Origin of the sequence: Serratia sp. CY44782 (assembly GCF_052168715.1) — a bacterium.
Lineage (GTDB): Bacteria > Pseudomonadota > Gammaproteobacteria > Enterobacterales > Enterobacteriaceae > Serratia > Serratia nevei.
In genome coordinates, this window is the sequence record NZ_JBJNME010000001.1 from 109,323 (window position 1) to 132,870 (window position 23,548).

Genomic DNA, 23,548 nt, shown 5'->3' on the forward strand with positions numbered 1-23,548 from the left:
TGGAGAAAAATATGAACTTTCGCCTGACTGGGGTGGCATTCGCAACGGTATTACTGGTGGGCTGCGCCAGCGCACCAGACAAAGATCCGCAAGGGCGTTCCGATCCTTTGGAAGGATTTAACCGGACGATGTTCGACTTCAACTACAACGTCCTGGATCCTTACATTCTGCGCCCGGTTGCGGTGGCCTGGCGCGACTACGTGCCGATGCCGGCGCGTAACGGCATCAGCAACTTCACCTCCAACCTGGAAGAGCCGGCCAGCATGGTCAACGCCTTCCTGAAGGGCGACCCTTACCGCGGGATGATCCACTTCAACCGTTTCTTCCTGAACACCCTGCTCGGGATGGGCGGCCTGATCGACGTGGCCGGCATGGCCAACCCGAAACTGGCGCGCGAAGAACCGAATCGCTTCGGCAGCACGTTGGGCCATTACGATGTGGGTTACGGCCCGTACGTGATGCTGCCGGGCTACGGCAGCTTCACCCTGCGTGAAGACGGCGGTGATTTTGCGGATACGCTGTATCCGATGCTGAGCTACCTGACCTTCTGGATGTCGGCGGGCAAATGGGTGGTCGAGGGGATTGAAACCCGTGCTCAGCTGCTGGATTCCGACGGTCTGCTGCGCAACTCCTCCGATCCTTATGTCATGGTGCGGGAGGCTTACTTCCAGCGCCACGATTTCATCGCCAACGGCGGTTCGCTCAAGCCGGAAGAAAACCCGAACGCCAAGGCGATTCAGGGCGAGCTGGACGAGATCGACTCGCAGTAATCACGGGCGTTATGCCAGTGAAAACCCGCCGCCAGGCGGGTTTTTTATGCCGACGGCGAGCGGCGGGCAAAGAAAAAGCGCCCCGTGGGGCGCTTTGGCATCTTTCTCAAGCGAGATTAGAAGCGGTAGTTGAAGTTGGCGCCGTACAGCCAGGCCTTGCCCACCGAGTTGAAGGTGTAAGGGCCTTCGTTGATGGTGACTTTCTGGCCGTGCATGTAGGACACGCCCACGTCGACCGACGCGTCTTTGTTGAACGCATAAGAGGTACCTGCGCTGACCCAGAAGCGGTCCTGATCCGGAATGGAGATGGAACGGTTCTGTGCCGGTACCGGGCTGTCATCGAAGGCAACGCCGCCGCGGAAGGTCCAGTTGTCGTCGTAGAAGTAAGTGGTACCCAGCGCGATGCGGTAAGCATCGCGGAAGCCTTCATGCTTCTGGAACAGGGTCTGGCCGTTGCTGCCGGTGGCTCTCAGTTCCTGGAACTGGCTCCAGCTGGTATAAGCCAGGCTGTAGTGGATGGCCCACTGCGGTGCCACTTTGTTGTAACCGGACAGTTCCCACATTTCTGGCAGGTTCAGATCCAGAGAGCCTGGGATGGTGCTGCCGCTGGTGCCCCACGGCAAACCAACGCCCAGCGCCTGGGTAATTGGGTTGTACTGTGCCGGCAGGCTGCTCTTGTAATCGCCGTCGAACTTGATTTTCACTTCAGAACGGTAGGTGAAGCCGTAACGGTTGTTTTCATCCACTTCGTACAGCAGGCCGGCATTCCAGCCGAAGCCCCATTTATCGCCTTTCAGGTGAGAAATCTGGGTATCGCCAGGGATTTGAGCGATCATCCCGGCTTGCTGAGGCGTTAATTTACCGGTTTGCAGGCCTTGGCCGGCAAGCAGCTTCGGCAATTCGCCAGCGTACCGTTCCAGTTTGGCTCTGGCGTATACGGCGTCGAAGCCCAGACCGAAGCTGAAGTGTTGATCCAGGCGGTAAGCCCCGCTCAGATTCAGGTTCAGGGTTTCCAGATCGGTTTTGCCGCCATAAGCGCCTGCGGTGTAGCCGTCGTTGAATTCGGTCGCCAGACCGTAGTTGCTGGTGACCGATCCGCCTACGGCGAACTGATCGTTAATCGGGTGAACATAATGCAGGTTCGGCACCCAGGCGGTTGGCGCGATGTTTTTCGCATCCAGGCTGGCGCCAGAAGGGGATTTGCCGGTGATGTCTACGTCCGGATCGATGAAGACCGCGCCGATGGAGAGTTCCGGGCGGGTATACATCATCAACAATGCTGGGTTGCGGCTCGCGGAGGCCGCCGTATCCGCCATGGCGCCTTCGCCAGAATACGAACGTCCTAAACCAGCTGCTGAGAACTCGTTCAGCTGGAATCCTGCGGCAGACACGTTTGAAGAAATAATTGCCACTGCAGCTGCGAGAGCTGATTTAGTCAATAGGTTTTTCTGGCTCATGACCAAAACCTCATTATGTGTTTATTATTTAAACTATTGTTACACGAGGTAACAAGGAGCGCGGGATTGTAGGGTCCGTTATCGTTCAGACAAATCAGACCAGTGGCTGAAGTATAGGTCTGACCTGTGAAGATGTTGCAAGTTTGTTTTTGAAATATTTCTAACCTGATATCAAAAAAGAGATCCGCTTAACAAAAAGCCAGTGGTATATAACAAAATTCTTACCATTCCTTAGCAGACGCTCATTTTTATTTGTGATTTCCATCACTTAAAACACCCAGTAAAAGTAAGTGCTAGTGATTGCCTGCGCGGAGGAGTAAAATACCCACAGAATTTTGTGGCTTTGTGCCGGTGAGTAAAACGGCAATTTGGGCTGATAACCGAGGCCCTTGAGGAGAACCAATCATGTCAGATGCAATTAATAAATGCAGCGCCCAGGAAACCGCAGCCTGCTGCTGTGTGGATGTCGGCACCGTGATGGATAATACCGATTGCACCGCATCCTACAGCCAAGTGTTCAGCAATCAACAAGATGCGGAAGCCATGCTGGCCGCCCTGAGCGAAAAGGCGCGCGCGGTAGAATCCGACCCTTGTGACATCAGCAGTAGCATTAAACCGGTTGACGGCGGCGTGCAGTTGGAGGCCGATTTCACCTTCGCCTGCCAGGCGGAAACCCTGATCTTCCAGCTCGGCCTGCGTTAATCCCCGCTTTACCCCCGGCGCCGCCTGCCGCGCGTCGGGGATTGCCTTCCCTACATCGCCCCCGATAGAAAGTGCGCCTGCTCGCAGTTTTGATCTCTGCCGGTTTGCCAAATGTAACCGTTTGGTTAACAATGACCTCATCAGGTCAGACCTCTTTCTGCCCATTGCGCTGACGTTATTCTCTTCAGGAGCATTTATGAGTAAGGCACTGCCGTTGGTGACCCGTCATGGTGACCGCATTGCGATTGTGAATGGACTGCGTACCCCCTTTGCCAAACAGGCGACTGCCTATCACGGCATTCCGGCGGTGGATTTAGGGAAAACGGCGGTGAGCGAGCTGTTGGCGCGCAGCGGTATCGATCCGCAGCTTATCGAACAGCTGGTGTTCGGCCAGGTGGTGCAAATGCCCGAGGCGCCGAACATCGCGCGTGAAATCGTGCTGGGCACCGGCATGAGCGTCCATACCGACGCCTACAGCGTGTCGCGCGCCTGTGCCACCAGCTTCCAGGCGATCGCCAACGTGGCGGAGAGCATCATGGCCGGTAGCATCAGCGTCGGCATCGCCGGCGGGGCTGACTCTTCTTCCGTTTTGCCGATCGGCGTCAGCAAGGCGCTAGCGCGCACGTTGGTGGACGTCAACAAGGCGCGCACGCTGTCGCAGCGTCTCAAGCTGTTCAGCCGGCTGAAATTCCGCGATCTGATGCCGGTGCCACCGGCGGTGGCGGAGTATTCCACCGGGCTGCGCATGGGCGATACCGCCGAGCAGATGGCGAAGAGCCACGGCATCACCCGCGAGGCGCAGGATGCGCTGGCGCACCGTTCACACGAGCTGGCGGCCAAGGCCTGGCAGCAGGGGTGGCTGCGCGACGAGGTGATGACCGCCTACGTGCCGCCTTACCGCGCGCAGCTTTCTGAAGACAACAACATCCGTAAAGACTCCAGCCTGGCTTCCTACGCCAAGCTGAAGCCGGCGTTCGACCGCAAGCACGGCAGCGTTACCGCGGCCAACAGCACGCCGCTGACCGACGGCGCGGCGGCGGTGCTGATGATGAGCGAGTCGCGCGCCAAAGAGCTGGGGCTGCAGCCGCTGGGCTATTTGCGCAGCTTCGCCTTCGCTGCCATCGACGTGTGGGAAGACATGCTGCTGGGGCCTTCCTACGCTACGCCGCTGGCGCTGGATCGCGCCGGTATCGGCCTGGCCGATCTGACGCTCATCGACATGCATGAAGCCTTCGCCGCGCAAACGCTGGCTAACCTGAAGATGTTCGCCAGCGAAGAGTTCGCCCGCGAGAAGCTTGGCCGCAGCCAGGCGATCGGCGAAGTGGACATGGACAAATTCAACGTCCTGGGCGGTTCCATCGCCTACGGCCACCCGTTCGCCGCCACCGGCGCGCGCATGATCACCCAGACGCTGCATGAGCTGAAACGCCGCGGCGGCGGGCTGGGCCTGACCACCGCCTGCGCCGCCGGCGGGTTAGGGGCCGCGATGATCGTGGAGGTGGAATGATGAGCTTTGAAAACGCATTGCATGAACAGCGCGCCAAACCGTCGGCCTTTCAGCTGACGATTCGCCCCGACAACATCGGCGTGATCACCATCGACGTGCCGGGCGACAAGGTGAACACGCTCAAGGCCGAGTTCGTCGAACAGGTGAACGACGTGCTGATCCGGGCGCAGCAGCATACCGCACTGGAAGGGTTGGTGATCGTTTCCGGCAAGCCGGACTCGTTTATCGCCGGCGCAGACATCACCATGATCGCTGCCTGCACCAGCGCCAAAGAGGCGGAAACGCTGGCCAAGAAAGGGCAGAGCACGCTGGCGCAGATTGCCGCGTTCCCGGTGCCGGTGGTGGCGGCCATTCATGGCGCCTGCCTGGGCGGTGGGCTGGAACTGGCGCTGGCCTGCCACGGCCGCGTCTGTTCGCTCGATGACAAAACCGCGCTCGGGCTGCCGGAAGTGCAGCTGGGCCTGCTGCCGGGCTCCGGCGGTACGCAGCGCCTGCCGCGCTTGGTCGGCGCCGCCAAGGCGCTGGACATGATCTTGACCGGCAAGCACATTCGTGCCCGCCAGGCGCTGCGCATGGGATTGGTGGACGACGCCGTGCCGCAGTCGATTCTGTTGCAGACCGCCATCGAGCGGGTGAAACAGGGTTGGAAACATCAGCGCGAGCTGCCGTGGCAGGATCGCCTGCTCAACGGCCCGCTGGGTAGAAATCTGCTGTTCAGCATCGTGCGCAAGAAAACGTTGGCGAAAACCCACGGCAACTACCCGGCGGCGGAACGCATCATCCAGGTGGTGCGCACCGGGCTGGATCACGGCAGCGCCAGCGGTTATGAGGCCGAAGCGCGCGCCTTCGGCGAACTGGCGATGACGCCGCAGTCGGCGGCGCTGCGCAGCCTGTTCTTCGCCTCTACCGCGCTGAAAAAAGAGCGGGGCGGCAATGCTCAGCCGCACGCCCTGCACCGCGTTGGCATTCTCGGCGGCGGTCTGATGGGCGGCGGCATCGCCTGCGTTACCGCCACCCGCGGCGGTTTGCCGGTTCGCATCAAAGACATCAATGAAACCGGCATCAATCACGCGCTGAAATACAGCTGGGACGTGCTCGGCAAGCGGGTGCGCAGCAAGCGCATGCGCCCGGCCGAGCGGCAAAAACAGATGATGCTGATCTCCGGCTCTACCGATTACACCGGTTTTGAACAGGTGGATATCGTGGTCGAGGCGGTGTTTGAAGATTTGGCGCTGAAGCAGCAGATGGTGGCCGAGGTCGAAGCGAACTGCGCGCCGCATACCGTGTTCGCCTCCAATACCTCCTCGCTGCCTATCGGCCGCATCGCCGAAAAAGCCCAGCGGCCGCAGCAGGTGATCGGCCTGCACTACTTCAGCCCGGTGGACAAGATGCCGCTGGTGGAAGTGATCCCGCACGCCGGCACCAGCGAAGAGACCATCGCCACCACCGTGGCGTTGGCGCACAAGCAGGGCAAGACCGCCATCGTGGTGGGCGACAGCGCCGGTTTTTACGTCAACCGCATCCTGGCGCCGTACATCAACGAAGCGGCGCGCTGCCTGCTGGAAGGTGAGCCGATTGAGTCGCTGGACAAGGCGCTGGTGGACTTCGGTTTCCCGGTTGGCCCCATCACTCTGCTGGATGAAGTGGGCATCGACGTCGGCACCAAAATCATCCCGGTATTGGTCGAGGCGCTGGGGCCGCGCTTCGCCGCGCCGGCAGCGTTTGATGCGGTGCTGAAAGACGGGCGTAAAGGGCGCAAGAACGGCCGCGGCTTCTATCTCTACCCGAGTGAAGGGCAGCAGCGGCAGCGGCGCAAACGTGCGGATACCTCATTATATACGCTGCTCGGCGTCACGCCGAAGGCGCACATGCTGCCGGCGACCGTCGCTCAACGCTGCGTGATGATGATGCTGAACGAAGCGGCGCGCTGCCTGGACGAAGGCGTGATTCGCAGCGCGCGCGACGGCGACATCGGCGCAGTGTTCGGCATCGGCTTCCCGCCGTTCCTCGGCGGCCCGTTCCGCTATATGGACGAACTCGGCGCCGAGAAAGTGGTGAAGACGCTGGACTACCTGCGTCAGCAGCACGGCGAACACTTCGCCCCTTGCGAACGCCTGCAGCGCATGGCGCAGCAGGGCGAGCGCTTTTACCCGCTGGGGAGTTGAACGCAGGGCGGCCCGATTTGCACTATAGTTGCAACAGGGCCGCGTTGTGATCGCCATCACTCCTTGCAACAGCGTCAGCCGGTGAGGCTGTACAGCGAGGCGGAGGCAGCGGTAAGTTAGCTTGACCGCCATCAATAAATTTCATGGCGGCAAGGTTAAAATTTAACCCGTTGAATTGCTTGTTCTGTGAGCAATCGAGGTTTGCTTGGGGAAGGTTGCTGTAAAAAACAGCGTTTTCTTTACGCAAACTTTCAGGCAAAATGCCCGGCCGCCATAAAGAGACGGCGCGTTATCGTTTTAAAGCTTTGGCTTTGGGTTGTAAAACTCGGCGGTACAGCACGCACGGCGTTTCTGTATAGCGTTACTTTGTCAACAACAGCGGTGCAATATGCAAGTTTTGATTATGCGTCACGGAGAGGCGGCGCTCGAGGCAGCCAGCGATGCGGTAAGGCCCCTTACCCTATGCGGCCGCGACGAATCCCGTCAGATGGCGGCCTGGTTGAACACCAAGTCTGTGGATATTGAACGCGTGCTGGTCAGCCCCTATCTGCGGGCCGAACAGACGCTGGCGACGGTGCGTGAAGCCTTGACGCTGCCGGAGGGCGAAGAAGTGCTGCCCGAGCTGACGCCGGGCGGCAACGCCGAACAGGTCGGCAGCTACCTGCAAGCGCTGGCGATGCAGGGGGTGAGCTCGGTGCTGATCGTGTCGCACCTGCCGCTGGTGGGCTATCTGGTGGCCGAACTGTGCCCGGGCGAGTGCCCGCCGATGTTCGCGACCTCGGCGATTGCCAATGTCGATCTGCCGGCGGACGGCAGCTACGGCAAGTTTGAATGGCAGGTCAGCCCGTCGCAGGTGATGGCCAAAGTGTGAGCTGCGGATGCGGTGCGGAATAAACTCAGGGCGATGTCTGACATCGCCCTGAGTCGTTTCTGCTGGTCTACTCGGCCAGCTCCACCAACAGCAGGATGGCGGCGTTGCCGCCCCATTCCTTCGGCGCCTGGTGGAACGCCAGCACGTCGGGATGCTGCGCCAGCCACAGCGGCGTTTGCTGTTTGAGAATGTGCTTGCCGTGCCCGTGCATCACGCAGGCGCAGTGCACGTGTTCGCGTTTGCAGGCGGCGATCAGCGCCCCCAGCTCCTGCTTGGCCTGCAGCTGGGTCAGGCCGTGCAAATCGAGAAACAGCTCCGGCGAATAATCGCCGCGTCGCAGCTTCTTCAGCTCATACGGGCTGCTGCCGGGGCGCACGTAGCGCGTCGGGCCTTCTTCTTCCAGCTGCGGCTGGTATTCATCTGAAAAATAATAGCTGGCATCGACCTGCTCCTGCAGCAGCCGCTGCGGGGCAATCTGTTTGACCTTGGGTTTCGGCGGGCGGTGGACGATGGTGTCCTGGCGCAGCTTTTTCGCGCCCGCCACCGACTCTCTGAAGAGCTGTTGTTCGTCTTTGCTCAGAGGGGGCTTGTTCTTCATGCTTCATTCACCGGAAATCGTTTATTTCGCTAGTTTACCTTGTGAATGAGCGCTGTCGACGCAAAACTCGGGCCAGAGTGAAAAGCGCGAGGGGCAAGCGTGATTTGTCGCGGGCTTCATGGCAAACTATGCGGCTAAATCATGAAACACAGCGCCTGCCGGAGGGCAAATTGGACAAAATTTTCGTCGACGAAGCAGTGAACGAACTGCACACCATTCAAGATATGCTGCGCTGGACGGTAAGCCGTTTCAACGCCGCCAATATCTACTATGGTCACGGAACCGATAATCCGTGGGACGAAGCGGTGCAATTGGTGCTGCCAAGCCTGTTCCTGCCGTTGGATATTCCGGAGGACATGCACACCGCCCGTCTGACCTCCAGCGAGCGACATCGCATCGTTGAGCGCGTGATCCGCCGCGTCAACGAGCGCATCCCGGTCGCCTACCTGACCAACAAGGCCTGGTTCTGCGGCATGGAATTCTACGTCGACGAGCGCGTGCTGGTGCCGCGTTCGCCGATCGGCGAGCTGATCAACGATCGCTTCAGCGCGCTGATCCCACACCCGCCACGCCATATCCTCGACATGTGCACCGGCAGCGGCTGTATCGCCATCGCCTGCGGCTACGCTTTCCCGGAAGCGGAAGTGGACGCGGTGGACATCTCCAGCGACGTGCTGGCGGTAACCGAGCGCAACATTCAGGCGCACGGCGTCGAGCACCAGGTGATCCCGATCCGTTCCGATCTGTTCCGCGACGTTCCCGCGATCCAGTACGATCTGATCGTCACCAACCCGCCGTACGTCGATGCGGAAGACATGTCCGATCTGCCGCAGGAGTTCCGCTTTGAGCCGGAGCTGGGCCTGGCGGCGGGCAGCGACGGCCTGAAGCTGGTGCGCCGCATCCTGGCCTGCGCGCCGGACTACCTGACCGACGACGGCGTGCTGATTTGTGAAGTGGGTAACAGCATGGTACACCTGATGGATCAATATCCGGACATTCCGTTCACCTGGCTGGAGTTCGAAAACGGCGGCGACGGCGTGTTCATGCTGACCAAACAGCAGCTGGTGGATTGCAAGGAACACTTCAGCCTCTACCGCAGCTAAACCGCATTTCCAGGGCCCGCACGGCGGGCCTCATAACGATAAAAGACTAACGGTAAGGAGCCGTGATGGCAGGAAACAGTATTGGGCAGATTTTCCGCGTCACCACCTTCGGTGAATCTCACGGGGTGGCGCTGGGTTGTATCGTCGACGGCGTGCCGCCCGGCATTCCGCTCACCGAAGCCGATTTGCAACACGATCTGGACCGCCGTCGTCCGGGCACCTCGCGTTACACCACCCAGCGTCGCGAACCGGATCAGGTGCGCATTCTCTCCGGCGTATTCGAAGGCGTGACCACCGGCACCAGCATCGGTTTGATCATTGAGAACACCGATCAGCGCTCGCAAGACTACAGCGCCATCAAAGACGTGTTCCGCCCGGGGCATGCCGACTACACCTACGAACAGAAATACGGCCTGCGCGACTATCGCGGCGGCGGCCGTTCTTCGGCGCGTGAAACCGCCATGCGCGTCGCGGCGGGCGCTATCGCCAAGAAATACCTGCAGCAGAAGTTCGGCGTGCAGGTACGCGGCTATCTGGCGCAGATCGGCGACGTGACCTGCGAGCTGAAAGACTGGGATCAGGTCGAGCAGAACCCGTTCTTCTGCCCGGATCCGGACAAGCTGGAAGCGCTGGACGAACTGATGCGCGCGCTGAAAAAAGAGGGCGACTCCATCGGCGCCAAGGTCAGCGTGATCGCTGAAAACGTGCCGGTTGGCCTGGGCGAGCCGGTATTTGACCGTCTCGACGCCGATCTGGCGCATGCGCTGATGAGCATCAACGCGGTGAAAGGCGTGGAGATCGGCGACGGGTTTGCCGTGGTGACCAAACGCGGCAGCGAAAACCGCGATGAAATCACCCCGGAAGGCTTCCAGAGCAACCATGCCGGCGGCATTCTCGGCGGCATCAGCAGCGGCCAACCGGTGGTGGCGCATCTGGCGCTGAAGCCGACCTCCAGCATCATGGTGCCGGGCCGCACCATCAATCGCCAGGGCGAAGCGGTGGAAATGGTCACCCGCGGTCGCCACGATCCGTGCGTGGGCATCCGCGCCGTGCCGATCGCCGAAGCGATGATGGCGATCGTGCTGATGGATCACCTGCTGCGCCAGCGTGCGCAAAACGGTGATGTGGTTTCCGACGTGCCTCGCTGGTAATCGCCATGAAAAACTGGATGTTGGGCCTGCTGGCCCTGACGGCCTCCGCCTCCGCCATGGCGCTGACGCCGTGGCAGAAAATCGATCACCCGGTGGCCGGCGCGCCGCAGGCGGTGGGCGGTTTCGCCAACGGCTGCATCATCGGCGCGCAGCCGTTGCCGCTGAACTCACCGAACTACCAGGTGATGCGTACCGACCAGCGCCGCTATTTCGGCCACCCGGATCTGCTGGCGTTTATTCAGCGCCTCAGCAGCCAGGCGAACCAGAAAGCGCTGGGCACGGTGCTGATCGGCGATATGGCGATGCCGGCCGGCGGCCGCTTCAGCAGCGGTCACGCCAGCCACCAGTCGGGGCTCGACGTCGACATCTGGCTGCAGCTGCCGCGCCAACGCTGGAGCGCGCAGCAATTGCTGAAACCACAGCCGATCGACCTGGTATCAGGGGACGGCAAACAGGTGGTGGCCAGCCAATGGCAGCCGCAAATTGAGTCGCTGATCAAGCTGGCGGCGCAGGACGCGGAGGTGACGCGCATCTTCGTCAACCCGGCGATCAAGCAGCGCCTGTGCCTGGATGCCGGTGCCGATCGCGCCTGGTTGCACAAGGTGCGCCCGTGGTTCGGCCATCGTGCGCACATGCACGTGCGCCTGCGCTGCCCAGCCGGCAGCCTGGAGTGCCAGGAGCAGGATACGCCGCCGCCGGGCGACGGCTGCGGCGCCGAACTGGCGAGCTGGTTCGTGCCGCATCAGCCTAACGCCAAGCCGGGCAAATCCGTGCCGCCGCCGTTACCGCCGACCTGTCAGGCATTGCTGGATCACCATTTCTCAGCGGAATAACACATGGACTGGTTTGTCATTGGCCCCGAGATGCTCGGGGTGTTGTTTGCGGTAGCGCTGCTGGCGGGGTTTATCGACTCCATCGCCGGCGGCGGTGGGTTGCTGACGGTACCGGCCCTGCTGGCGGTGGGGGTTCCCCCGGCGCAGGCGCTGGCCACCAACAAACTGCAGTCGGTCGGCGGCTCCTTCTCCGCCAGCCTGTATTTTATTCGTCGGCGTGCGGTGAACCTCAACGACCAAAAGCTGACGATATTTCTGACGCTGATCGGTTCGATCGCCGGCGCCATTCTGGTGCAGCATATGCGCGCCGATTTGCTGCGGCAGATGTTGCCGTTGCTGGTGATCGGCATCGGCCTCTATTTCCTGCTGATGCCGCGGCTGGGTGAGGAAGATCGTCAACGCCGCCTCGGGGCCTTGCCGTTTGGGCTGGTGGCCGGTGGCTGCGTCGGGTTTTACGACGGTTTCTTCGGCCCCGGCGCCGGGTCTTTCTACGCGTTGGCCTATGTGACGCTGTGCGGTTTTAACCTCGCCAAGTCCACGGCGCATGCCAAGGTGCTGAACTTCACCTCCAACGTCGGCGGGTTGGCGCTGTTCATCATCGGCGGCAAGGTGGTGTGGAGCATCGGTTTGGTGATGCTGGTGGGGCAGGTGCTGGGGGCGCGTCTGGGGGCGCACATGGTGCTGACCCGCGGGCAGAAGCTGATTCGGCCGATGATCGTGATCGTCTCACTGGTGATGAGCCTCAAGCTGCTGTACGACAATCACGGCGCGGAAATTCAGCAGTGGTTGACCGCCCTGGTGCATGGCTAAAGGTGAATAGGGGGCCGCTTACGCGCCCCTGTCTCCTCATCGGTTATCGGGTATAATGGCCTCTTTATTTTTGTGGTTATAGAGTTTTTATGTCAGACACGCAGACCCGTCATCGCTATGAACAGCTGATCGAGATCTTCAATCAGTGCTTCAGCGATGACTACAACACCCGCCTGGTGAAGGGCGACGACGAGCCGATCTATCTGCCGGCCGACGACGAACTGCCGTATCACCGCATCGTGTTTGCCCATGGCTTCTACGCCAGCGGCCTGCACGAAATCTCGCACTGGTGCATCGCCGGGGAAGCGCGCCGCCAACTGGTGGACTTCGGTTACTGGTATTGCCCGGATGGGCGCGACGCGCAAACCCAGAGTGAATTCGAAGCGGTAGAGATCAAACCGCAGGCGCTGGAATGGATGTTCTGCGTGGCGGCCGGTTTCCCGTTCAACGTCAGCTGCGACAACCTGAACGGCGACTGCGAGCCGGATCGCATCGCGTTCCAACGCAAGGTGCGCGCCCGGGTATTGGCGCTGCTGGAGCAGGGAATACCCACACGGCCTGCGCGCTTTATTCAGGCGTTGCAATCGTTCTACAATACGCCACCGTTGGCGGCCGAGCATTTTCCGTACCCGGAAGATCTCAACTGACGCCACAGCCCGCTATTTAATGAGGAAATTTGATGATCGCAGAATTCGAAGCGCGCATTTTGGCGCTGATTGATGACATGGTAGAGCACGCCAGCGATGATGAACTGTTTGCCGGTGGCTACCTGCGCGGTCATCTGACGCTGGCGGTGGCCGAAGCGGAAGAGCAGGGTGAGCACACTGCCGAAGCGTTGAAGGCGCGGGTGGAAGAGAGCCTGCACAAGGCGATCGCCGCCGGGGAACTCTCGCCGCCGGATCAGATCCTGGTGCGCGGCATGTGGGAAAACCTCTATCAGGCCGCCACGCCTGCCGCTTGACCGTCATGCCGGGGCGCATCACCGCGCCCCTCATTCATGAATTAAACCGCACGTCCTTTCAGCAGCTTTCGTATCCACATCCGATTCGGATTCAACGCCGCCAGCAGTCGCGCGTCGCCGGGCAACGGTTCGCCGAACAGCTGCGCCGCCAGAATTTCCGCCGCCAGCGGCGCCGAGCACAGCCCGCGCGATCCCAACCCGCCGATAGCGAACAGGCCGGGATAGACCGGCGCATCGGTGACGGTTTCACCGCGCTGGTTCTGCCGCTGCAAATCCTGATACTGCGTCACCGTGGCCTGATAGTCCGGCAGCGCGCCGACCATCGGCAAATGATCGCGGGTGGCGCTGCGCACGCCGCAGCGCGCCTGATGAGCGCTGACGTCCACCTGCTGCGGCCAGGCCTGCTCAGGCAGGCAGCGCAGCAGGCGCTCGCGGTTTTCCTGTTGCTCCTGCTCGCGGTAGTCGGTGGCGGTGTCGCCGCGCTGGTAGCTGGCGCCGATGCAGTGTTGGCCGTTGTTGGCATTGACCGGCGTCAGGTAGCCGTCGTAGCACAAGACCTGTTTCAACTGACCGAGGGCCGGCGAGCTTGGGATGTGCGACACCTGCCCGCGCACCGAGTACAGCGGCAGGGCTTGCGTCGGCGCCAGCTCGGCCAACCGGTGCCCGTTGGCCAGGATCACCGTCGCATGGCGGTGGCTTTCGCCGTGGGTGAAGTCGATACGCCAGCCGTTTTCTTCACGCGCCAGCGCCTGCACATCGTGCCGGTAGCGGCAGACCAGACCCTGCCGCTGCGCCAGCGCGATAGCGCCGCGCGTCAGCTCGGCCGGGCAGAGCCAGCCGCCCTGCGGGTAGGTGATGCCGCCAAAGCCGGTATCGACGCCGCACAGTTCGCTGAGCGTCTCGCGGTCGGCCGCCATCGCCAGCGCCGGCGGCCAGTCGGTTTTCAGCATATTGGCGATCTTGGCAGCGCTCTTTTCGTCGTAGGCCAGCTGGCTGACGCCGCACCACTGGTGATCAAAGGTGACGCCTTGTTGCAACAGGCTGTCGTATTGGCGACGGGCGAAGGGAAACGCGGCGCTGAAGAAACTCTCCAGCGCGTCGCCGCTGCCGTTCAGCAGAGGATAAATAGCCCCCTGACGGTTGCCGGAAGCGCCCTCGGCTGCCTGCTCGTCGGCACAGTACAGCGTGACGGTGGCGCCGCGCCGCAATAAGGCCAACGCGGTGAGCGCACTGGCGACGCCGCCGCCGATCAGGGCGATGTCGGCGGTGTTGTCCGCCGCCGGACGCCGATACCAGGGCGCCGGGTGGGGTGTAGGCTGCGTATCGGCCGGCAGACCGCCGGCGAGCATCTCACGTTTTTGGCCGAAGCCTTTGCAACGGTTGACCTGAAAACCGGCCTGCTGCAAGCCGCGGCGCACGAAGCCGGCGGCGGTAAAGGTGGCGAAGCTGCCTTCCGGCCGGGCGAAACGCGCCATGGCGGCGAACAGTTGCTCGGTCCACATGTCGGGATTTTTGGCCGGTGCGAAGCCGTCGAGGAACCAGGCGTCGACCTGGTTATTCATGCTGGCGTCGAACTGAGGCAGCAATTCGTTGACGTCACCGAACCACAGATCGAGCGTAATGCGGCCTTCGGCCAACAGCAGACGATGGCAGCCCGGCAGCGGCAGCGGCCATTGGGCGCGCAGCTCGTCGGCATAGGGAGCCAGCTCCGGCCAGCGCGCATGCGCCGCCGCCAGATCGGCCTGCTGCAGGGGGAATTTTTCAAAGCTGATAAAGTGCAGGCGTTGCAGCGCGGCGTCCGGCTCGGCCTGGCGGAAGCCCGCGAAGGCCTGCCACAGCGTAAGGAAATTGAGCCCGGTGCCGAATCCGGTTTCCGCCACCACCAACAGCGGGCGCGGGTGAGTGGCGAAACGCTGCGGCAGCCGGTTGCCGTGCAGGAAGACATAGCGGGTTTCTTCCAGCCCATCCTGATTGGAAAAATAGACGTCATCAAACTGTTTCGAAACAGGTGTACCCTGTTCGTTCCAGGTTAGCGTTGCGGTTTGGATGGGGGCGTGGTTCACGGTCAATAGCTCGAAATTCAAGGGATGCCGCGAATTCTAACGGCGCTGGCGCCCTGGCGCAAACTGGACAACAATAAAGCTGAAAAACGCTGATCGGACTTGTTCGGCTTACATCTGTACGCTAAAGTGCGATGCAAAATCCCGTAGGTAAATAGTGGAAGAGGTATTGAATGAAACGTGCAGTGATTACTGGCCTGGGAGTTGTCTCCAGCATTGGTAATAACCAGCAGGAGGTCCTGGCGAGCCTGCAGGAAGGACGTTCTGGGATCACTTTCTCCCAGGAACTGAAAGATTCCGGCATGCGTAGTCACGTATGGGGGCAAGTTAAGCTCGACACGACCGGCCTGATCGACCGCAAGGCGGTGCGTTTCATGAGCGATGCTTCCATCTATGCCTTCCTGGCGATGCAAGAAGCGATCGCTTCTTCCGGCCTGAAGGAAGAAGAGTATCAAAACAACCCGCGCGTGGGCCTGATCGCCGGTTCCGGCGGCGGTTCTCCGCGCTTCCAGGTGTTCGGCGCCGATGCGATGCGCAGCCCGCGCGGCCTGAAAGCGGTTGGCCCGTACGTGGTCACCAAAGCCATGGCTTCCGGCGTTTCCGCCTGCCTGGCGACGCCGTTCAAAATCCACGGCGTAAACTACTCCATCAGCTCCGCTTGCGCGACCTCTGCACACTGCATCGGTAACGCGGTTGAGCAAATTCAGCTGGGCAAACAGGACATCGTGTTCGCCGGCGGCGGCGAAGAGCTGTGCTGGGAAATGGCCTGCGAGTTCGACGCGATGGGCGCGCTGTCCACCAAGTACAACGACACGCCGGAAAAAGCCTCCCGCACCTACGACGCCGATCGTGACGGTTTCGTCATCGCCGGCGGCGGCGGTATGGTCGTGGTTGAAGAACTGGAGCACGCGCTGGCGCGCGGTGCGCACATCTATGCAGAAATCGTTGGCTACGGCGCAACGTCTGACGGCGCCGACATGGTTGCACCATCGGGCGAAGGCGCAGTGCGCTGCATGAAGATGGCGATGCAGGATCTGGATGCGCCTATCGACTACATCAACGTGCACGGCACCTCCACGCCGGTAGGCGACGTGAAAGAGCTGGGCGCGATTCGCGAAGTATTCGGCGACAATACCCCGGCTATCTCCTCCACCAAGGCGATGACCGGTCACTCGCTGGGCGCCGCAGGCGTGCAGGAAGCGATCTACAGCCTGCTGATGCTGGAGCACGGCTTTATCGCGCCGAGCATCAACATCGAAACCCTGGATGAGCAGGCGGCCGGCATGAACATCGTGACTCAGCCGACTCAGCGCGAGCTGACCACCGTGATGTCCAACAGCTTCGGCTTCGGCGGCACCAACGCCACCCTGGTGATGCGCAAACTGGCGAAATAATTCCGCCTGAGCGTCATCTCGCCATCAAGCCCGCGTTTTCGCGGGCTTTTTACTGCCCAAAGCCCGCCGGGCGAGTGCTCGGAGTTTTCCCAAATCACATCCCCTGACACATCATTACCTCGCCATTACACGCGTTGGGCATACAATAGCCGGGTAGCGTGATTATCGCTCGGCGTGGCTTTCTAAAGTGATCGAACATTGAGGCAAGAAGTATGAAAAAGTTAATTGCGGTTGGGTTACTGTCGGCCGTGTTGGCCGGATGCGCCACTGATTCTCCCTGCGTTCCGGTCTACGATGACCAAGGGCGTCTGGTGCACACCAACACCTGCATGAAGGGCACCACTCAGGATAACTGGGAAACCGCGGGCGCGATCGCCGGCGGCGCGGCGGCAGTAGCCGGTCTGACCCTCGGCATCATCGCGCTGACTAAGTGATCGGCGTGGTGCCTGCGGGCGCATGCAACCAGCCCGGCCATTGTGTGCCGGGCTTTTTTTATTTTACTGCACCAAAAACGCCTTGAACTGAGGCGTCATCACGGCGCTAAAGCCGTCGTCGGTTTTGCTGATCAGGTAGACCGCTAGCCCTTTCTCTTCGGCAAGCTTCAACGCTTTCTCCGTGCCCAGCACCATCAGGCCGGTATCCCAGCCGTCGGCCTCGAGTGCGGTGGGGGCGATCACCGTGGCGGAAACCAGCCGGTGGTTGATCGGCCTGCCGGTGGTCGGATCGATGACATGGGAGTAGCGCTGGCCGTTTTGTTCAAAGTAGTTGCGGTAGCTGCCGGCGGTGCTGATGCCGTAACCGTGCAGGTCCACCAGCGCCTGCACCGCGTTTTCACGGTCGGTCGGCTTTTGGATTGCCACCCGCCAGGGTTTGCCCTGGCCGTTGACGCCGCGTGAAGAGACCGCGCCGCCGACCGATACCAGGTAGTTGGTAATGCCGTTGCGGTTCATCAGGCGCACCAGTTCATCGGCACCGTAGCCTTCGCCCAGCGTCGAGAGATCGACGTACATGTCCGGCAGATCTTTTTGCAGCCACTCCCCGCGATTGTCGCTGATAAGCTTCAGGTGCTGCAGGCCGATGCGCTGCTTCGCCGCGTCGATCTGCGCCTGTTTCGGCACCTTGACCGGATGCTTGTCGGGGCCGAATCCCCACAGGTTCACCAGTGGGCCGACGGTGATGTCCATGGCGCCGCCGGTATCGCGGCCGATGCGCTGGGCCATCAGCACGATGTCCGCCATGCCGCGCGGGATCGGCTGCGATTCGAGGCTGGCGCTACGGTTAAATTGCGACAGCACCGAGTCGGCGCGGTAGGTGGAGATATCGTCGTTGGCCCGTTCGAGCACCGCATCGATCTGCCGCTGCAGTTCTTGCTTGCCAATCGCGACGTCACCGCTGACTTTAACGCTGTAGAAGGTGCCCATGGTCTTGCCGTCGATAGCGATTTGCGGGCGGGAGGAGGCATCGTCGCAGGCGGCGAGCAGGGCGCATAAGGCGCTGAGCAACGCCCCTTTGGCGAACAGGGAAGCCATAACATGTCCTTTGAAAACGAGAAAGCCGCTACAAATAAAGTAAAGCGCGGCAAATGGAAAGCGGATAAAGGTAAAATAGCATTTTGCTGGCGTTGCGGCTGCGCCTGAGCTAACGTCTCGCTCATGCTTTTCGCTGAGGTTTCAAGCTGCCACCATGAGTGCAACCGCCATTTCCCGGCTTATCCATCCCTTTGTCAAAGACCGTTTCCTGCATGCGCTGTTGCTGGCCGGCGTAGCGATGTTCGCCTTTCATCCGCAGCCGCTGGCGGCGCTGGGCGGGTTCATCGACGGCCGCACCCTCATTACTCTGCTGGGGTTGATGCTGCTGACCAAAGGCGTTGAGGTTAGCGGCTACTTCGACTTCGTTGGCCGCAAGATTATCAACCGGCTGCATAGCGAACGGCGGCTGGCGCTGTTCCTGGTGTTTTCCGCCGCGCTGCTGTCGTCGTTTCTGACCAATGACGTGGCGCTGTTTATCGTCATTCCGCTCACCATCACGCTGAAAAAGCTATCGGCGCTGCCGGTTGGCCGTTTGATCATCTTTCAGGCGCTGGCAGTGAATGCCGGCTCGCTGCTGACGCCGATCGGCAACCCGCAAAATATCCTGCTGTGGAGCCGCTCCGGCCTTTCTTTCCTCGGCTTCATCGGCCAGATGGCGCCGTTTGGCGCCGCGATGATGCTGAGCCTGTTGGCGTTGACCTGGTTCAGCTTCCCGGCGCGCGACATCGTGAAAACGCCGAATACCGAGGGCTACCCCTATCAACGACCGCTGTTGCTGAGCTGCGTGGGGCTGTATGCCGTTTTTCTGCTGTGCCTCGATATCGGTCTGCCGCTGTATGGGCTGCTGGCGGTGTTCGCCGGCTTTCTGTTGCTGGCGCGCCGGGTGCTGTTGCAGATCGACTGGAGCCTGATTTTCGTATTCGCCGCCATGTTTATCGATGTTGGCCTGTTTACCCGCCTGCCGCCGCTTCAGCCGGCGTTTGCCGCTATCGCCGGGCTGAGCGACGGCGGGGTGTATGCGCTGGGCGTCGGGCTGTCGCAGATCGTCAGCAACGTGCCGGCCACCATTTTGCTGCTCAACTATGTGCCTTCCAGCGCGCAGTTGGCCTATGCGGTTAATGCCGGCGGCTTCGGGTTGGCGATCGGCTCGCTCGCCAACCTGATTGCGCTGCGCATGGCGGGGGAGCGCAAGATCTGGTTGCGCTTCCACTATTACTCGCTGCCGCTGCTGGCGTGGGCCGCGCTGGTCGGCTGGCTGTTGAGCTAACTCTGATTACCGCTCTGCCGGGCGGCCAACAGGCAAATGCTGCGGGTTACCTGGTAGGATTTCACAAAGGCGCTGACGGGTAAAAACTCGAAGCGCGAGTGGAAATTATGCGCGCCGGTGAAGTAATTGGGCGTCAGGATGCCGCGGCTCGAGAGCGCCGCGCCGTCGGTGCCGCCGCGCATTGGGATCACCTTCGGCGGGATGCCGTGGGCGGCAAGGGCGCCAAAGATCAGATCGATGGCGCGTCGATCTTCGCCGATGGCGTTGCTGATGTTGCTGTAGATGTCGCTGATGTTGCAGCTGACGTTGGCGCGCGGATAGTTGGCCGCCACCTGGCGCACCGTCTCCTCAAGGCGGGCTTTGCGCGCCTCGAAGGTGGCGAGATCGAAGTCGCGAATCGACACCTTCAGCGTCGCCTGATTGGCATTGGCGGCCAGGTCCGTGAACCAGAAATAGCCCTCGCGCCCGTCAGTGTGTTCCGGAGTATCCTGCACGTCGAATCGGTTGATGATGTCGTTGGCGATGCGTATCGGGTTGATTAACACGTTTTTCGCCGACATCGGGTGGGCGGTCACCCCTTCGATGCGGATCTCTGCCGCCGCCGCGTTGAAATTCTCGTAAACCACTTCACCCAGTTCGCAGCAGTCGATGGTGTAGGCGAAATCGACGGCGAAACGCTGCAGATCCAGCGCCTTGGCGCCGCGCAGGCCAATCTCTTCATCCGGCACGAACGCCACCACGATATCGCCGTGGCGATCGGTGGCGGTCAGGTTGGCCAGCAGCGTCATCACCACGGTGACCGCCGCCTTGTTGTCGGCGCCCAGCACGCTGGTGCCGTCGCTGAACAGGATCTCTTCGTTCAGGTAGGGCAGGATCTCCGGGTGCTCGGCGGTGCGCAGCCAGATATCTTGCTCGGCGTTTAGGCATAAATCTTCGCCGGTGAAGCGCAGGCGCTGCGGGCGAATTTCGGGCGACAGGCCGACGTCCACAGTGTCGATATGGGTGATGAAGCCGATGCGCGGCGCGCCGGGTTGGGTACCGGGCTTGCGGGCGGTGACGGTGGCGTGGTCGTCTATCTGCACGTCGGCCAGGCCGAGCCGGCGCAGCTCTTCCGCCAGCAGCTGCGCCATCTCATGCTGCCCCGACGTGCTGGGCAGGGTGGTTGCGGCGGCGTCGCTCTGGCTGGTCACCGCCAGGTAGCGGAAGAAACGTTCGGTGAGCTGTTCGGCAATCGGGCTGGTCATCGGAACTCCTCGCGGTTGGCAATCTACCGGTTTTAAAACGAAATCAGCCGTTTGTCCAACGGTGCAATGCGTAAACCGCCAGAATGCGAAGCATCGCGCAGAAACAAAAAATAGCGGTGAAACTAGGAAATCGTCGCAGGTTTCTGCGGCAAAATCGGTGTTAGCTGTGGGCCGGGAAGCGCCCGCATAACACTTATCTGTCCCTCAAGGAGAATTCATGCACACCGGTCACGCTCTGCTTATCACCTTACTGTCCCTTGGCCTCTCTCCCTGCGCCTGGTCCTCTGCCGACACCGGGCATGCCAACAGCAACGCCAACAGCCGCGAAGTGGCCAGCGCACTGGGCGGCCTGAAAAATAAAACCTACGAACTGGAGCAGGCGCCGAAGATTCGCATCGCCAGCTTCAATATCGCCGCCGGCAAGGTCAGCGATATGACCGCCATCGCCAAGGCGATTCGCGCGATGAACGTCGACGTGGTGGCGCTGCAAGAGGTGGATAAACTCACCGCCCGCAGCGGCCGCGTCGATCAGGCGGCGGAACTGGCGAAGCTGACCGGCATGCAGGCGGTGTTCGGCCGGGCGATCGATTATGACGGCGGTGAATATGGCCTGGCGTTTCTCTCGAAGTATCCGCTGCACGACGCCGTGATCTATCCGTTGCCGTCTGGCCAGCGCGAGCAGCGCATCGCCTTCAGCGCCAAGGTCGACGTGCCGGAGTTCCCGGCACCGATCACCCTGTTCAACGCCCACCTCGATACCAAGGAAGATCCGACAATGCGCCTGGATCAGGTGCGGGAGCTGAACGATCGCACCATCGAAGTGCGCGGTATCAAGCTGCTGTTCGGCGACATGAACGATGTGCCGGGCAGCGTGACCTGGCTGGAATTGAGCCGCTATTGGAACGACATCATGCCTAACGGGCAGGATGGCCGCAGCTGGCCGGCGGAAAACGCCGAGATCAAGGTGGATTACATCTTCACCGGCAACGCGCAGCGCTGGCATCTGGACAGCCTGACGGTACCGAACGCCAGCGGCGACTGGAACGGCGTGCATTGGCCGGCGGTGAGCGATCACCTGCCGCTGGTGGCGGAAATGCGCCTGACCGAGCAATAAGCCGGTCGGCATTCCGTTGGGGCCGGGCTAAGCCACGGCAATCTGCGCCAGCCGCTCGACGGCGCTGCGGATCTCGCCCGGCGTCAGGGCCGAAAAGCCCAGCAGCCAGCCGTCGCGCTGCGCCTGAGCCGTCTGGTATTGTGCCGTCAGCCGGGGCGTGAGGATGCCGAGCCGCTGCGCCTGTCGGCTGAGCGCCGCCTCCTGGCCGGGCGGCAGCCAGACGCTGAGCTGCAGGCCGCCGGCGGCGGGAGCGGGCGTGGCGAAGTGGCCGAGTTTTTCGCGTACTTCCGCCAGCAACGTATCGCGCCGGCTGCGGTAGAGCTGGCGCATGTAGCGGATATGCGCGGCAAAGTGCCCCTGGCGGATGAACTCGGCGGTGACCGCCTGCATCAGCTGCGCGCTGTGGCCGTCATACACCGTGCGCGCGGTGACGAACGCGTCAACCAGCGTGGGCGGGACGATCAGGTACGCCAACCGCAGCGAAGGGAACAGCGATTTGGAGAAGGTGCCGAGGTACAGCACCCGGCCACGGCGATCCAGGCCCTGCATCGCCGGTATCGGCAGGCCGTCGTAATGAAACTCGCTGTCGTAATCGTCCTCGACGATCCAGGCCTGCTGCCTGTCCGCCAGCGCCAGCAGCGCCAACCGGCGTGCCAGGCTGAGCGCTGCGCCGGTTGGGTATTGGTGCGAGGGCGTCAGATAAATCAAACGAGGGTCGGGCAAGGAGGGGTCAGCGCGCAGGCCGTCGCCGTCCACCGCGACCGGCGTCAGGGCGGCTCCGGCGCTGATAAAGGCGTTTCTTGCCCCGGTGTAACCCGGTTCTTCCATCCAGACGCTGTCGCCGCTGTCCAGCAGCAGCGTGGCGATCAGCTGCAGCGCCTGCTGCGAACTGGTCAGCACGATAACCTGCCGTGCATCGCAGATCACGCCGCGCGTTTGATTGACGTGGGCGGCAATCGCTTCACGCAGCGGCAAATAGCCCTGCGGGTCACCGTAGCGCAGCAGGCTTTCTCCCTGTAGCCGCAGGCGCTGTGCGGTCAGTTGCTTCCACAAGGCCAGCGGAAACGCACGCAGATCCGGCGAACCGGCGGCAAACGCCCGTGGCTGCTGCGGATCGCGGCAGCCGCCGGTTTGTATGATCTGTTGGCCGCGCTGCGAAAGGCGCGGTATGCCGGCAGCGGTCGCCGGCGGCGGTGATTTGGCGATGATAATCGCCACAAAGGTGCCCTGGCCGACGCGGCGCTGCAGGTATCCCTCCGCCTCCAACTGACCGTAGGCCGCTTCGACGGTCACCCGCGAGAGGCCCAGATCGCTGGCCAGCACCCGGCTGGAAGGCAGGCGTTGCCCAACGCCCAATGCAGCTTGGTGGATGGCCTGCCGCAATGCGCCGCACAGGCGATCGCGCAGCGTGCCGGCGGTGTGGGGCGATTGCTGAAACAACGTGACCAGCGAGTGCCGCATAATGGGTCTTATCACGGTTGGGAAATGGGTATCAATCATAAGACCAAAATGGGGCACTATTGTCATCTGTCTTGATGCACGGGAGTGAGTGGTATGTCGAAAGAATCATTGGTGCTGGCTTTTCCTCCGGCGGCGCCGGAAGAGAGCCTGGCCTACCTAGCGGCCAAACTGAGCCGCTATGCGGATGCCTGGGACGTGGCGGAGGATCTGCGCAATGGCGTGGACGGGGTGGTGGTGATCGACACCCGCGTGGAGGCGATGTACGCCGCCGGGCATATTCCCGGTGCACTCAGTTTGCCGCATCGCCTGATGGATGAAGCCGGCACGGCGCAGCTGGATCGCGGAAAAGTGTATGTGACCTACTGCGATGGCATCGGCTGCAACGGTTCCACCAAGGGCGCTTACAAGCTGGCGAAGCTGGGATTCCGGGTGAAGGAGCTGATCGGCGGGCTGGACTTCTGGCTGCGCGACGGCCATCCGTTGGCCATCGGCGAACAGCCGGGATCGTTGCGCGATCGGGCGGCTGTTGAGGACTGCGGCTGCGCCTGAGG

The 23,548-nt window shown here is 61.7% G+C and carries 22 protein-coding genes; 16 read left to right on the forward strand and 6 right to left on the reverse strand.

Features of this window, described 5'->3' with window-relative positions:
• Positions 1 to 11: 11 nt before the first annotated feature.
• The gene (mlaA, locus tag ACJ8HT_RS00565) at positions 12 to 770 is read left to right on the forward strand and encodes a phospholipid-binding lipoprotein MlaA (RefSeq protein WP_126179064.1); all 759 of its coding nucleotides are present in this window, start codon (positions 12 to 14) and stop codon (positions 768 to 770) included.
• Positions 771 to 886: 116 nt separating this feature from the next.
• On the opposite strand, the gene fadL is transcribed toward mlaA, so the two are convergent.
• Positions 887 to 2,227, reverse strand: a complete 1,341-nt coding sequence (gene fadL / locus ACJ8HT_RS00570) for a long-chain fatty acid transporter FadL (protein WP_025160155.1) — start codon at positions 2,225 to 2,227, stop codon at positions 887 to 889.
• Positions 2,228 to 2,632: 405 nt separating this feature from the next.
• On the opposite strand from fadL, the gene ACJ8HT_RS00575 reads away from it, so the two are divergent.
• From ACJ8HT_RS00575 to sixA, 4 genes are all read left to right on the forward strand, one after another.
• Positions 2,633 to 2,929: a YfcZ/YiiS family protein gene (locus ACJ8HT_RS00575; RefSeq protein ID WP_072145088.1), complete on the forward strand. Its 297-nt coding sequence runs from the start codon at positions 2,633 to 2,635 to the stop codon at positions 2,927 to 2,929.
• 196 nt (positions 2,930 to 3,125) lie between these two features.
• Complete coding sequence (gene fadI / locus ACJ8HT_RS00580; protein WP_033653729.1) at positions 3,126 to 4,436, forward strand: acetyl-CoA C-acyltransferase FadI; 1,311 nt, start codon at positions 3,126 to 3,128, stop codon at positions 4,434 to 4,436.
• On the forward strand, positions 4,436 to 6,601 hold the full coding sequence (gene fadJ / locus ACJ8HT_RS00585; protein ID WP_197652679.1) for a fatty acid oxidation complex subunit alpha FadJ: 2,166 nt from the start codon (positions 4,436 to 4,438) through the stop codon (positions 6,599 to 6,601). The genes fadI and fadJ overlap by 1 nt, the downstream gene beginning before the upstream one ends.
• Before the next feature lie 388 nt (positions 6,602 to 6,989).
• The gene (sixA, locus tag ACJ8HT_RS00590) at positions 6,990 to 7,472 is read left to right on the forward strand and encodes a phosphohistidine phosphatase SixA (RefSeq protein WP_004936230.1); all 483 of its coding nucleotides are present in this window, start codon (positions 6,990 to 6,992) and stop codon (positions 7,470 to 7,472) included.
• Positions 7,473 to 7,539: 67 nt separating this feature from the next.
• Here sixA and smrB read toward each other — a convergent pair whose 3' ends face one another.
• Positions 7,540 to 8,070, reverse strand: a complete 531-nt coding sequence (gene smrB, locus ACJ8HT_RS00595) for an endonuclease SmrB (protein WP_004936226.1) — start codon at positions 8,068 to 8,070, stop codon at positions 7,540 to 7,542.
• A 170-nt stretch (positions 8,071 to 8,240) separates the two neighbouring features.
• Here smrB and prmB point away from each other — a divergent pair, with 170 nt between their 5' ends.
• From prmB to ACJ8HT_RS00625, 6 genes are all read left to right on the forward strand, one after another.
• The gene (gene prmB, locus ACJ8HT_RS00600; RefSeq protein WP_110158671.1) at positions 8,241 to 9,173 is read left to right on the forward strand and encodes a 50S ribosomal protein L3 N(5)-glutamine methyltransferase; all 933 of its coding nucleotides are present in this window, start codon (positions 8,241 to 8,243) and stop codon (positions 9,171 to 9,173) included.
• A gap of 65 nt (positions 9,174 to 9,238) precedes the next feature.
• Complete coding sequence (aroC, locus tag ACJ8HT_RS00605) at positions 9,239 to 10,324, forward strand: chorismate synthase (protein WP_033635387.1); 1,086 nt, start codon at positions 9,239 to 9,241, stop codon at positions 10,322 to 10,324.
• Positions 10,325 to 10,329: 5 nt separating this feature from the next.
• Positions 10,330 to 11,157: a penicillin-insensitive murein endopeptidase gene (mepA, locus tag ACJ8HT_RS00610; RefSeq protein ID WP_025160158.1), complete on the forward strand. Its 828-nt coding sequence runs from the start codon at positions 10,330 to 10,332 to the stop codon at positions 11,155 to 11,157.
• 3 nt (positions 11,158 to 11,160) lie between these two features.
• Complete coding sequence (locus tag ACJ8HT_RS00615; protein ID WP_025303718.1) at positions 11,161 to 11,967, forward strand: sulfite exporter TauE/SafE family protein; 807 nt, start codon at positions 11,161 to 11,163, stop codon at positions 11,965 to 11,967.
• Between the two features lie 89 nt (positions 11,968 to 12,056).
• Positions 12,057 to 12,614: an elongation factor P hydroxylase gene (locus ACJ8HT_RS00620; RefSeq protein ID WP_033643908.1), complete on the forward strand. Its 558-nt coding sequence runs from the start codon at positions 12,057 to 12,059 to the stop codon at positions 12,612 to 12,614.
• Between the two features lie 32 nt (positions 12,615 to 12,646).
• On the forward strand, positions 12,647 to 12,928 hold the full coding sequence (locus ACJ8HT_RS00625) for a YfcL family protein (RefSeq protein WP_016926855.1): 282 nt from the start codon (positions 12,647 to 12,649) through the stop codon (positions 12,926 to 12,928).
• 41 nt (positions 12,929 to 12,969) lie between these two features.
• Here the strand turns inward: ACJ8HT_RS00625 and mnmC are convergent, their stop codons facing one another.
• Positions 12,970 to 14,991, reverse strand: coding sequence for a bifunctional tRNA (5-methylaminomethyl-2-thiouridine)(34)-methyltransferase MnmD/FAD-dependent 5-carboxymethylaminomethyl-2-thiouridine(34) oxidoreductase MnmC (gene mnmC / locus ACJ8HT_RS00630; RefSeq protein WP_197652385.1), 2,022 nt, complete (start codon positions 14,989 to 14,991; stop codon positions 12,970 to 12,972).
• A gap of 170 nt (positions 14,992 to 15,161) precedes the next feature.
• Between mnmC and fabB the strand changes: the two genes are divergently transcribed.
• Both fabB and ACJ8HT_RS00640 read left to right on the forward strand, forming a co-directional pair.
• Positions 15,162 to 16,382, forward strand: a complete 1,221-nt coding sequence (gene fabB / locus ACJ8HT_RS00635) for a beta-ketoacyl-ACP synthase I (RefSeq protein ID WP_016926857.1) — start codon at positions 15,162 to 15,164, stop codon at positions 16,380 to 16,382.
• Positions 16,383 to 16,594: 212 nt separating this feature from the next.
• Positions 16,595 to 16,816, forward strand: coding sequence for a hypothetical protein (locus tag ACJ8HT_RS00640; protein WP_004936201.1), 222 nt, complete (start codon positions 16,595 to 16,597; stop codon positions 16,814 to 16,816).
• 63 nt (positions 16,817 to 16,879) lie between these two features.
• Here the strand turns inward: ACJ8HT_RS00640 and apbE are convergent, their stop codons facing one another.
• Complete coding sequence (gene apbE, locus ACJ8HT_RS00645; RefSeq protein ID WP_197652386.1) at positions 16,880 to 17,911, reverse strand: FAD:protein FMN transferase ApbE; 1,032 nt, start codon at positions 17,909 to 17,911, stop codon at positions 16,880 to 16,882.
• Between the two features lie 154 nt (positions 17,912 to 18,065).
• Between apbE and ACJ8HT_RS00650 the strand changes: the two genes are divergently transcribed.
• Positions 18,066 to 19,178: an SLC13 family permease gene (locus ACJ8HT_RS00650; RefSeq protein WP_194572307.1), complete on the forward strand. Its 1,113-nt coding sequence runs from the start codon at positions 18,066 to 18,068 to the stop codon at positions 19,176 to 19,178.
• On the opposite strand, the gene pepT is transcribed toward ACJ8HT_RS00650, so the two are convergent.
• Entirely contained in the window at positions 19,175 to 20,422 is a 1,248-nt protein-coding gene (gene pepT / locus ACJ8HT_RS00655) for a peptidase T (protein ID WP_194572308.1), read from the reverse strand. The genes ACJ8HT_RS00650 and pepT overlap by 4 nt on opposite strands.
• A gap of 217 nt (positions 20,423 to 20,639) precedes the next feature.
• Here pepT and ACJ8HT_RS00660 point away from each other — a divergent pair, with 217 nt between their 5' ends.
• Positions 20,640 to 21,536 carry an endonuclease/exonuclease/phosphatase family protein gene (locus ACJ8HT_RS00660; protein WP_195873545.1) on the forward strand — a complete coding sequence of 299 codons (897 nt, stop codon included), beginning with the start codon at positions 20,640 to 20,642 and terminating at the stop codon, positions 21,534 to 21,536.
• Positions 21,537 to 21,563: 27 nt separating this feature from the next.
• Here the strand turns inward: ACJ8HT_RS00660 and pdxR are convergent, their stop codons facing one another.
• Positions 21,564 to 22,997, reverse strand: coding sequence for a MocR-like pyridoxine biosynthesis transcription factor PdxR (gene pdxR, locus ACJ8HT_RS00665; RefSeq protein WP_197652387.1), 1,434 nt, complete (start codon positions 22,995 to 22,997; stop codon positions 21,564 to 21,566).
• 93 nt (positions 22,998 to 23,090) lie between these two features.
• Between pdxR and ACJ8HT_RS00670 the strand changes: the two genes are divergently transcribed.
• Positions 23,091 to 23,546 carry a rhodanese-like domain-containing protein gene (locus tag ACJ8HT_RS00670; RefSeq protein WP_194571854.1) on the forward strand — a complete coding sequence of 152 codons (456 nt, stop codon included), beginning with the start codon at positions 23,091 to 23,093 and terminating at the stop codon, positions 23,544 to 23,546.
• Positions 23,547 to 23,548: the final 2 nt, after the last annotated feature.

Excerpts from the sequence above, each read along its gene's own strand:
- mlaA (WP_126179064.1), top strand. The coding sequence starts at position 12 with ATGAACTTTCGCCTGACTGGGGTGGCATTCGCAACGGTATTACTGGTG.
- fadL (WP_025160155.1), bottom strand. The coding sequence starts at position 2,227 with ATGAGCCAGAAAAACCTATTGACTAAATCAGCTCTCGCAGCTGCAGTG.
- ACJ8HT_RS00575 (WP_072145088.1), top strand. The coding sequence starts at position 2,633 with ATGTCAGATGCAATTAATAAATGCAGCGCCCAGGAAACCGCAGCCTGC.
- fadI (WP_033653729.1), top strand. The coding sequence starts at position 3,126 with ATGAGTAAGGCACTGCCGTTGGTGACCCGTCATGGTGACCGCATTGCG.
- fadJ (WP_197652679.1), top strand. The coding sequence starts at position 4,436 with ATGAGCTTTGAAAACGCATTGCATGAACAGCGCGCCAAACCGTCGGCC.
- sixA (WP_004936230.1), top strand. The coding sequence starts at position 6,990 with ATGCAAGTTTTGATTATGCGTCACGGAGAGGCGGCGCTCGAGGCAGCC.
- smrB (WP_004936226.1), bottom strand. The coding sequence starts at position 8,070 with ATGAAGAACAAGCCCCCTCTGAGCAAAGACGAACAACAGCTCTTCAGA.
- aroC (WP_033635387.1), top strand. The coding sequence starts at position 9,239 with ATGGCAGGAAACAGTATTGGGCAGATTTTCCGCGTCACCACCTTCGGT.
- mepA (WP_025160158.1), top strand. The coding sequence starts at position 10,330 with ATGAAAAACTGGATGTTGGGCCTGCTGGCCCTGACGGCCTCCGCCTCC.
- ACJ8HT_RS00615 (WP_025303718.1), top strand. The coding sequence starts at position 11,161 with ATGGACTGGTTTGTCATTGGCCCCGAGATGCTCGGGGTGTTGTTTGCG.
- ACJ8HT_RS00620 (WP_033643908.1), top strand. The coding sequence starts at position 12,057 with ATGTCAGACACGCAGACCCGTCATCGCTATGAACAGCTGATCGAGATC.
- ACJ8HT_RS00625 (WP_016926855.1), top strand. The coding sequence starts at position 12,647 with ATGATCGCAGAATTCGAAGCGCGCATTTTGGCGCTGATTGATGACATG.
- fabB (WP_016926857.1), top strand. The coding sequence starts at position 15,162 with ATGAAACGTGCAGTGATTACTGGCCTGGGAGTTGTCTCCAGCATTGGT.
- ACJ8HT_RS00640 (WP_004936201.1), top strand. The coding sequence starts at position 16,595 with ATGAAAAAGTTAATTGCGGTTGGGTTACTGTCGGCCGTGTTGGCCGGA.
- apbE (WP_197652386.1), bottom strand. The coding sequence starts at position 17,911 with ATGGCTTCCCTGTTCGCCAAAGGGGCGTTGCTCAGCGCCTTATGCGCC.
- ACJ8HT_RS00650 (WP_194572307.1), top strand. The coding sequence starts at position 18,066 with ATGAGTGCAACCGCCATTTCCCGGCTTATCCATCCCTTTGTCAAAGAC.
- pepT (WP_194572308.1), bottom strand. The coding sequence starts at position 20,422 with ATGACCAGCCCGATTGCCGAACAGCTCACCGAACGTTTCTTCCGCTAC.
- ACJ8HT_RS00660 (WP_195873545.1), top strand. The coding sequence starts at position 20,640 with ATGCACACCGGTCACGCTCTGCTTATCACCTTACTGTCCCTTGGCCTC.
- pdxR (WP_197652387.1), bottom strand. The coding sequence starts at position 22,997 with ATGCGGCACTCGCTGGTCACGTTGTTTCAGCAATCGCCCCACACCGCC.
- ACJ8HT_RS00670 (WP_194571854.1), top strand. The coding sequence starts at position 23,091 with ATGTCGAAAGAATCATTGGTGCTGGCTTTTCCTCCGGCGGCGCCGGAA.